Annotated in this window: 3 protein-coding genes and 2 pseudogenes; all 5 read right to left on the bottom strand. The window is 32.0% G+C overall.

What is annotated here, in order from left to right; all coding sequences use genetic code 11:
- Window positions 1-3,998, bottom strand: a pseudogene (locus HMPREF0077_RS09275) (helicase-related protein); the annotation flags it as partial.
- A gap of 2,257 nt (window positions 3,999-6,255) precedes the next feature.
- Window positions 6,256-7,221 (bottom strand): DNA cytosine methyltransferase, encoded by a 966-nt coding sequence (locus tag HMPREF0077_RS09270; protein WP_004837749.1) that lies wholly within the window; start codon window positions 7,219-7,221, stop codon window positions 6,256-6,258.
- A complete protein-coding gene (locus tag HMPREF0077_RS09265) occupies window positions 7,214-8,935 on the bottom strand; it encodes a DNA topoisomerase 3 (protein ID WP_040349721.1) in 1,722 nt (573 codons plus the stop codon). The genes HMPREF0077_RS09270 and HMPREF0077_RS09265 overlap by 8 nt, the downstream gene beginning before the upstream one ends.
- Before the next feature lie 63 nt (window positions 8,936-8,998).
- Window positions 8,999-9,865, bottom strand: a complete 867-nt coding sequence (locus tag HMPREF0077_RS09260; protein WP_004837747.1) for a CD1107 family mobile element protein — start codon at window positions 9,863-9,865, stop codon at window positions 8,999-9,001.
- Between the two features lie 14 nt (window positions 9,866-9,879).
- Window positions 9,880-10,667: pseudogene (locus tag HMPREF0077_RS11035) on the bottom strand (leucine-rich repeat protein); the annotation flags it as partial.

Here is a 10,667-nt window from a genome sequence, read left to right as displayed (position 1 = left end):
TAGGCATCAAAAGTATTTTCTGTTACATATCTAAAGATATTTACCTTATCATTTTCATTGCCCTGACGAACAATTCTACCACTTCTTTGCTCTAGGTCAGACGGTCTCCATGGGACGTCTAAATCGTGTAAAGCAATTAGTTTATTTTGTACATTTGTACCTGCTCCCATTTTTTGAGTAGAGCCTAATAATACTCTTATTTCTCCTCTTCTTACCTTAGAAAATAATTCATCTTTTCGTTTATCTGTATCTGCTTCGTGGATAAAGGCTATTTCTTCTTTAGGTATTCCCATATTCACTAGCTTATTTCTAATATCATCATAGATATTAAATTCTCCATCTCCTTTTGGTGTGGACATATCCGAAAATACTAATTGGGTCGATGAATTTTCTTTTGTTTTATCCCAGATCGAAAAGATATTTTTTACACATACATTTACCTTTGAATTAGGATCATCTGGAAGTAGTGGATTTATTAATCTTTGGTCTAGGGCAAGTTTTTTACCATCATTTGTAATCTTTAGCATATTATCTTCTGTTGGTTCGACCTGGTTATTTCTAACTGCGTCTGCTCTTTCTGAAATAGCTTCTAATATTTCTTTTTGTTCCTCAGTAGGTTTTGTTTTAATAACTTCAAAATTTGCTTCTGGTACTGGCAAATTTAACATATCTGAAGTCTTTATATCTGCTACTTCTTTAAACATGCTCATCAGTTCTGGCAAGTTATAAAACTTTGAAAATCTTGTCTTTTGCCTATATCCAGTACCTTCTGGAGATAATTCAAAAGTGTTTTCTGTTTCACCAAAAGTAGAAGCCCAGGCATCAAAATGTTCTAATCCTCTTGCCTTTAAATCGTCATATTGAAGGTATCTTTGCATGGTATAAAGCTCTGTCATTGAATTTGATATTGGTGTACCAGTAGCAAATACAACTCCCTTGCCATCTGTCATTTCATCCATATACCTACATTTCATATACATATCTGAAGACTTAAAGGCTTCACTCTGACCGATACCCGCAACATTTCTCATCTTGGTATGCAAGAATAAGTTTTTGTAATTATGAGCTTCGTCTATAAATAACTTATCTACTCCTAGTTCTTCAAAGGTTATTACATCATCTTTTTTAAAGTCATCATTTAGTTTTTCAAGTCTTACCAAAAGTTTCTTCTTTGTCTTTTCCAGTTGTTTTACAGTGAAATTTTCTCCTCTATTTCTTTTGTTCTCATCAATAAAGGAAACTATATCATCTATTTGGTCTTGTATATGCCTTACCTGGTATTCCCTAGACATTGGTATTTTTTCAAATTGAGAGTGTCCTATGATGACCGCATCATATTCTCCCGTTGCAATCCTACCAATAAATCTTTTTCTATTTTTGGGCTGAAAGTCTTTTTTATCGGCCACCATAATGTTCGCTGACGGATATAATTGCATAAACTCCCTACCAATTTGAGTGGTTAGATGGTTAGGAACTACAAATAATGACTTACTTGCAAGTCCTAACTTTTTAGATTCCATAGCAGAAGCTACCATTTCAAAAGTTTTTCCTGCTCCTACTACATGGGCAAGTAGTGTATTTCCACCATAAAGAGTCCTTGCTATGGCCTTTTTCTGATGTTCTCGTAATCTGATTTCAGTATTCATTCCATCAAAAGTTAAGTTAGAGCCGTCAAATTCTCTATTTCTAATTGAATTGAATTTTTCATTATAAATCTTTTCTAGCCTATATCTTCTATCAGGATCTTCAAATATCCAATTCTTAAATTCTTCTTTAATCAGCTCTTGCTTTTGACTTGCAAGCATAGTTTCTTTTTTGTTTAATACAGAAGTCTTAGAACCATCATCATTTATTACTTGGTCAAATACCTTTGTATCTTTTAGATTAAGGGCATTTTCAATTAGCTTATAGGCATTCACTCTACTTGTACCATAAGTCATGTTAGCAAGGTCATTAGTTGAGTCAACACTTTTACCTTCAATATTCCATTCACTTGTATGTGGTGAGAACCTAACATTTATATTCCACCTATCATAGCCTGGTGTTTTTAAAAGATTAAAAGTAAAGTCTTCTATATCTTTTTGAGGTATCCAAGTTGCTCCTAACCTTACATTTATATCAGAAGCAGTGAGTTCTTCAGGCATAACTTCTTGTAATTTTTCTCTTTGATATTTAAGTTTGCCTAGCTCGTTTAATAATGTGTCTTTCTTTTCAGAAGGTGCTAAATCTATTACATTTTCAATTTCTCCGATATATGAATTGAGGTAACCAATTTTTTCTCTAATATTACCACTTAGATACTCATCAGCCGACACATATGAAAAATGAAATGGATCGTCATTATTAAAGTTTTCAAAGGGCATTCTGTTATTTATTAGGTCTGTGTCCTTAATGTCTAAAAATATTTCGCCCTCAAGCTCACCAATTAAGGTGTCCCTATCTTTACTTGTTATAGATTCCATATATTCAAAGTCTACATATCCCTTTTGTGAAACTGATAAGACTAAGGCTTCAAGGGAAGTGTCTACATGGTCTACTACTTTTGCCTTTGTTATTGTTCTTTTTGAAAATATATCACTCTTAGCTTTGAAATTATCCTCATCATCAAGTATTTCTATTGATGATACCAAAGGAAAGTTTGAGTCTTCCTTTAAGGCTCTAGTATTTGATAAGGAGTTAATAAAGCCATGTTTCTTTGAAAAGTTATCATAAACTTCATTTAACTTTGCTTGTGACTCTTTTATTTCCGCGTCTGAATAATCGTCCTTTTGTTTTTCTATTACATCTTTCAAAGCATTCATTACATCAAGATAATCTTTTATCTTTTCTTTGTTTTTATCTGATATATTCTGCTTAATTAAGACTGAGTTTTCTCTTAGGTAGACCTCTTCATCAATGATAGTGTAAGAAAAATTCTTAACATCGTCTGTTGCTGGAAGACTTAATTCTTCATCTTCCAATAGTTCGACCTCTTCATATTTTGAGTTTGAAGATATTTCCTTACTTGCAAGATCCATTAAATCTTTTAACTTTTCATCTTCTTTTTCATCACAAGTAATGGTATTTCCAAATCTTCCAGATACTTCTTTCATATCCCCTAATACCATCTGAGGATTATCTACAAAGTATTTGTTGTAGGTTAAACCTTTATTATCAGTTGCTAAATGAATCCAATCATCATCTCTTTCTATAACTGAATCTCTCTTCTTTAAGAAAATAATATCTGAAGTAACTTCTGTCCCAGCAAGTCCTTTAAATGTTGTATTAGGAAGCCTCATAGCTCCTAAAAACTCACATCTTGCATTAATATATTTTCTAACAGATTCATCTTTTTTATCCATAGTTCCAGATGAGGTTATAAAGGCAATAATTCCTCCATTCCTAACCTTATCTATTGACTTTGCAAAAAAATAATCGTGAATCAGAAAGTTATTTCTGTTATATTCACGGTCGTTAACTTTAAAATCTCCAAAGGGAACATTTCCTATAACTAAATCAAAGAAATTGTTTGAGAAGTTTGTTTCTTCAAAGCCTTTAATTTGAATATTGGCTTCAGGATAAAGCTCTCTTGCTATTCTTCCGCTTAGACTATCTTTTTCTACTCCATATACTTTAGAGCCTTGTATTTCACTTGGCATATTGCCAATAAAATTACCAACTCCTGCAGATGGTTCAAGGATATTTCCAGTCTTAAAACCCATATCTGTTATGGTCTTATATATTCCATCCATTACCTCTCTAGGTGTATAAAAGGATGTTAAGGTAGACTCTTTAGCATTCAAATACTCTCCATTTGTTAGATTTTCTTTTAAAATATTTCTTGCTTCAAGCCATTGTCCGCCCTTTTCTTCATCAAAGACATCGGCAAGACCACCCCAACCTAGATAGTCAGCAAGATAGGCTTGTTCATACTCTCTTGGACTCCTATTTTCATTTTCAAGTCTTTTTAGCATTTTAATAGCTTTGATGTTTTTATCTAGTCTTTCTGATGGTGTTAGGTATTCTGAGTAGATATGATTTTTCAAGTCATAATTTCTAGCAAAACTTAGCCTTCCCTTATTAGGTTCATAGCCTAGATTCTTTAAATCTTCTTTACCCCTCAATAAATTTTCGGCTGCTTCCCTAGGTACATTGTATCTATCCATCATTTGGTCAATTTCAGGATTGTAGTTATCAAAAAAGCTTTCTTGCTCTACTTGGCTTTCAAATTGATTTTCATACTCGGATAACTTGTATATCTCATAATTTCCACTATCTAAAAGGTCATCAATCTTTCTACTTTCTTCAAATGTTTCGCCCTTATATAAAGGAAATTCTTCCCCATTAACTTCTGCTTTTGTTCCAGTTTCAATCAAGTTAATTCCATCAAAGGTATTCTCATCTTCTAAAATAAATTCTTTACCAACTTTTACTGCTAGTTTTTCTGATGTTTGACTTAGATTTTCAAAGATTTCTTCAAGGTACGAATCGTTTCTATATGGAATTACTTCCGAACCCCTAATCATACCTCCCATATATTCCATATTATCTCTGATAGTGACAGTTTTAAGTCCTCCACTTAGTTCATCAAAATCTGTAATAGTAAAGTCCTTATCTTTATATCTAACCTGATCACCTATCTTAAATTTAGGCTCTATATTTTCCTTAGCTTCTTCTTGTAAAGATTTTTCCTCACTTAGTTCAACTTGTTCTTCTAAATATGAAAATTCACGCTCATTTACTTCTTCGCCATCACCAAGGTCTACCCTATAATGCTCGACAACTTCTCCGTCTACATAGTGGTCAAAATAGAATTTGAAATATCCGATATAATCATCAGTCATTTCTCCAAATTCATTTTCTCCATGAGTTTGATTATGGTCTTTAATATCAATATCCTTTTGTCTTAGGATATTGATTAAGTCTTTAGTTACTATCTGCCCACTATAATCGGGAACTAATTCGTGATTTTCATTAAATTCTACAATCCAGTAATCTTTTCTATTTTCAGTGTTTTTGCCATCAAAAAAAGAAGCTTCATCAGCTTCCTTTTCTGGACTTATTTCATTTTCTAAGCTTCCACGTATTCCTTGATTGCCATTTTCTTCACTGTTGCCATCAAGTTGTTCATCTGTCCTTGGTATTGTTCTGGATTCTCTCTTTTCATCTTCTCTGTCAATCCTTGTGATTTCATCATCTTGACTTTCTCTCTCTTGATAAAGTCCACTGCCTGATTCTGAATTTCCTTCAAGTGGTTCAAAAGTGTTTTCTCCTCGTACATTTTCTGAAGTTTCTTCCAGTTCTCCATGTCTTCGCTCCCCACTAGGTAAGACAGTCTTAGAACTGCGTATGTTGGATTCGGAAATCTCTCCATAAATTCCAGATCCTTCTCCATCATGTCCAAGGTTTTCTCTTCGATCTTCATTGCTATTTCTTCTGTCGCTTCCATCTGTGAAAACTCGTCCATCTCTACTTCTTGACCTATCATCTCGTCTATATAAATCATCTTGACCTCCTCTATCTTCATTTATATTTTCTATATCTCTATTATAGTCGGCATCGGCCCTTTCTGTCAGCAGCCTAGCACGATCTAATTCCTTAGATTTTTCTATTGTGCTATCTATAATATCTTCGCTAACCCTTGATATTACAAGACCTATCTGTTCTAAAGAAATAGTATTAATCCTAGAAAAATTATTTTTTAAATTTTCCGTATCCATAGGATAGACTGTATTAAACCTATTAGCTACTGCATAAGATATTGAGTCTCTCATAAACTTTTCAAAACTCAGTCTATCCTCTATATCTATTCTCAAATCAGCAAGAGCCAAGTTAATATATTCATCTCCATAAATTCGACTCAAAGAAAATATATTTTCATTAAGTGAATCACTCGCTTCAAATGAAGAAGCATTTATTATTTCTTTTAAAGCCTCATTATGGTTTTCGTGGTCAAACTGCCATAAGCTAACCTCATTAATATTCCTATCCATTGATGTGGTCTGACTAATATCAAAGATATATGAAACTTTTTTGTTTACATCACTTCCAACTAAAATTGGAATACCCTTTTGACCTCTCATAACAACTCGACCAAAATATTTCTTCCACATATCAAAGGTCGCACAAGCTCTAGCTTCAGGTTCTTTGTTGTATATACTTAACTGACTAGAAAAATCATATTTCTGATTATTGCCTATAACTTTTAAGAGTTTTAAATATTCTTTTTCATCTTGTAAAACTTCATACTTTATTGCTTCTTGTATATTCTTAAAATCATTTACTTGCATTTCCTACCTCCATTCTATGAATTTCTTTTATAATAACCATTAAAACATCAACCACAATAGAATTGCCGGCCTGCTTATATAGCTTGCTTGAGGTGCAATTTTTTCTTCTTGGATGTACTTCCTCTAGCTTGTCAATATCACAGTCATCAAAACCCATGAGTCTTAAACATTCTCTTTCTGTTAAATACCTATACTGACCATTTCCAATATCTATTATTCCAGAATTAGGTACTCTCATTTGTTTTGTAGAAATAGTATAAGAAAAATCTTTAATCACTTTGAGTCGCCCTCTAAAACTGTTATTTATGCCTTTATTTAAAAATTTCAGCATATAAGGTTGAGTTATTGTGTAAAGTTCACTTACATCCTTTTCTAAAAATTCACTTAGTGTTCTTGTTTCTTTCCTCTCCAATTTATCAAAAGAAAAGTTATTTGCTCCAAGACATGAAACAACAAATATCCTCTCCCTTTTTTGAGGTATCCCAAAGTCCATTGCATTTAAGATTTCATACTTGCTTTCATATCCAAGGTCTTCTAGTTCTTTTAGATAAATAAAAAAGGAGTCCTTCATATTTCTATCAAGGACTCCCTTTACATTTTCCCAAATTATCCATTTAGGTTTTTCTTTCATTTCTTTTATTATTCTAATTGTTTCAAATAGTAAGCTTGATCTGGTTCCTGAATTCTTTGCTCCTCCCTGCTTTTTTCCAATTCTTGAAAAGTCTTGGCAAGGACTTCCATGCATAATTAAGTCTATCTTCTCATTAGGAGCTTTATATCCTACAACTGATTTTGACTTATAATCTTCTCCATAAAGTGCGTTGTATGATTTAACACAAGCCTTATCTATTTCTACATAATCAACTACTTCATAAGGTATCTTTAAATTAATAAAAGCCTTTCTAATAGCACCTATGCCACCGAAAAGCTCTAATATTTTTACCTTATTCATTTAGATTATTCTTGTACCTATCTACAAGCTCCCTTATACTATCTTCTATTTCTCTTAAAAAGTCTTCTTTATCAACTTCGCCAGAGCTAATCTTTGCAAGTTTCATTTCCCATTCAGATGTTGTTTCTGCTGATTTAAACTTATCCTCTACAATCGATACAAGCCTATTGCCTTTTTCTGTTACAAGTAGATTTTTCTTATCTCTTCTTATGAGATTCTTATGGATAAGATTTTCAATAATTCCTGCTCTTGTAGCTGGTGTTCCTAAGCCTTTTCTCTCCACCTCTATATCTTTATCCAGTGATTCAATCCCTGCATTCTCCATAGCCTTTAAAAGTGTATCTTCATTATAATGACTTGGAGTTTTTGTAAATTTTTCCGATATATTTTTAGAAGTTAGCTTAATATTATCTCCAGTCTTTACATCTGGTAATTTATTTTCTTGTCTTTCCTTTCCATAAGCTTTTAGATACTTGGTATAACCTTCATCTATTACAGTCTTGCCACTTGCATTGAAGTTAAATTTATCATATTCATATCTGATTTTTCTACTAGATTCCTTTAAGTTATCCGAACATGAAGCAAGTAATTTATTCTTTATTAGATTATAGATTTTGCTTTCTTTATCAGATAAATCTTTGGCTTTTCCAATGCCTGATATAGTAGGAATAATCGCATAGTGGTCTGTAACCTTAGATGAATTAAAAATAGACTTAAAGTTTGATTCGTTGATTTTAAAACCTTCTTCAAGTCCTTCTAATAATTCTTTCATAGTAGTAACCATATCATCGGTTAAATACCTGCTATCTGTTCTTGGGTATGTGATTAGCTTTTTTTCATACAGACCTTGTGCCATATTTAAAGTGTCATTTGCTGAATATCCAAAATATTTATTTGCTTCTCTCTGTAAGGTAGTGAGATCATAAGGCTTATCTGGTTTTGTGCTTATTTCTTTATCCTCTACCTCTGTAATAACTATTTCATCTTCTATCAAGTTTAAAAGTTGCTCTGCCACTTCGATTTTATCAATCCTATCTGATACAAGTTTCAATCCTTTATAAGATAGGTCAACTGTATAATATTTTTGCTTCTTAAATAGATTTATTTCACTATCCCTTTTAGCTATTAAATATAGAGTTGGTGTTTGTACTCTACCAACTGAATATGTTTCCTTGTAAATGCAAGAATAAAGCCTACTTAAATTCATTCCTACCAGCCAATCTGCAATAGCTCTTGCACTTGCCGATCCATATAAGTCTTCAAATTTTTCTCCGTCTTTAAGATTTCTAAAACCATCTTCAATAGCTTTGTTTTCCATTGAAGATATCCAAAGTCTTTGAATTTTCTTCTTACATTTAGCTTGATTATATACAAGCCTAAAAATAAGTTCTCCCTCTCTTCCAGCATCACAAGCATTTATAACTGTGTCGATATTCTTATCGTTTAAAAGTTTCTTTAAAACTCCATATTGTTTTTTAGTGCTTTTAGATACTTCATAAATATATTCTTCTGGAATTATAGGAAGATTTTCTATTGTCCATTTCTTCCATTTTTCGTCGTGTCTTTCTGGACTTGCCATTTGAATTAAATGACCGACACACCAAGAAACAATGTATCCATTCCCCTCATAATATCCGTTTTTTCTTGTTCTTGCTCCAATTACTTTTGCAATTGTAACTGCTACGCTTGGCTTTTCTGCTATTACTAATTTCATTAATACCTCCATAAATAAAAAAAGAGCGAAAGATTTCTCTCTCGCTCAAACTTTTAAAAATTATTATAATAGTTCATCTTCATCGTCTTCATCTAAAGATTCTTCATTACTTTCTTCATTGTCAGATTCATCTTCTGACTCACTAATATAATCCTTATCATCTTCTTCAAAGTCTTCCAACATTTTATCTTCCTTAGCTTTGACTACCTTAAAATAGTATCCTGCTCCTATAACTCCTCCAATTACAAGTGCAATAATTAGAAATGAACCTATTCCACTTTTCTTTTCTTCTTTTACTGGAACAGTCTTAGGTTCTTCTTTTTTTACTTCTTCTTTCTTAGGCTCTTCAACCTTTATAGTATTTTTGTCTTCTGATTCAATCATATTAAGTAGGTCTTGCTCTCCTACTTCTGTCAATAGCCTTACATTATCTTGATTTGATGAGTGATCCACTATTAGGTGCATAGTTTTTCCACTTTTAGTTTGAAATGTTAAAAATTGTCTCACATCTACTGGATTTTCTTTATCTTTTTCTGTATCTCCACTTGGTGTTATATCTTTTCCATTCCTATCTACATTTTCAATTACTGAACCTCTTGCCTTATTTTCTTGTGTCGCAAGATTATTTACTGCCTTTGTATTACCACCTTTTACAAGTGGTGTTTTCTTAGGAGGATTATTTGAAGACTTATTTGCTTCACTTGTATTCCCTGGTATTCTTGGAACATCTTGATAAGGAATCTCTTCTTTTGATGGTGTAAAAACATCATCTTTCAACATTTTTTCAAATTCTTCTTTTTGTGGTTCATAGATTGATTCGTTTTGACTTTCTATTTGCCCTTCATTTGTCATCGCAAATGTAGTTGCTGGTACTGTAAATGTAAAAAGTAGTAACGCTATGGCTACTCCTCGTTTAATGCTCATATTCATTTTTCTATCCTTTCTTATTTTACATTTTTAAATACATAGACTGCTTTTCTAGCATTGTCCCATTCTATTGTTTGGTTTTTGCCATCTTTAATATCTCCATGACTTGCTCCAAAAGCTTTAGCAATATTTGAAATTGAAGCATGAATTCTTCCATTTATAATCACTGGTTTAACATCTGAATTGTAAACTTTTCCATCTGAGTCTTTCATAACACCAGTATCAATATTTAGTCTTAATGTCTTTTTAGCTAAGATATTATTCTCTTTATTTGAGAAAATAGCTTCACGAGTAGAGTTGTCATACTCAACATTAAAACCTAGAGTATATGCAATATATCTTACTGGAATCATTGTTCTTCCTTGATCTACATAAGTTTTTACATCCATGTAGACTGTTGTCTTACCATCTTTATTAATAATGTTATAGAAGTTTTTGTCTACTTGGAAAACTGCAAATTCTTTTTCATCTTTAACTTGCTTTTTGTCTTGTTGTTCCTCTTGCTTTTTCATCTTGTTAAGATCAAATTGATTTAGAATATTCTTGTCATCAGCTTTTAAAAGTTCGTCCCACTTTTTGCCTTGAGATTTCTTATCTTCTTTCTTCTCTTTATTTTCTTTTTGGAGTTTTAGAAGTTCATCTAATTTTTTAGATAAGTCTTGATTTAGATTTTTATCTTTTTCATCTTTATCTTGCTTTTCAAGTTTTTCTTTAGATTTTTTATTTGCTTCCTCGATTAACTTCTTTGCTTCTTCAATTTTCTTATCTAACTTTTCTTTTAGCTTTTTAATTTCTTCTTCAGAAG

It is taken from the genome of Anaerococcus tetradius ATCC 35098 (assembly GCF_000159095.1).
In the GTDB taxonomy this organism is placed as follows: Bacteria; Bacillota; Clostridia; order Tissierellales; family Peptoniphilaceae; genus Anaerococcus; species Anaerococcus tetradius.
Note: the sequence above shows the minus strand (reverse complement) of the source record. Positions and strands in the feature narration are given on the sequence as shown.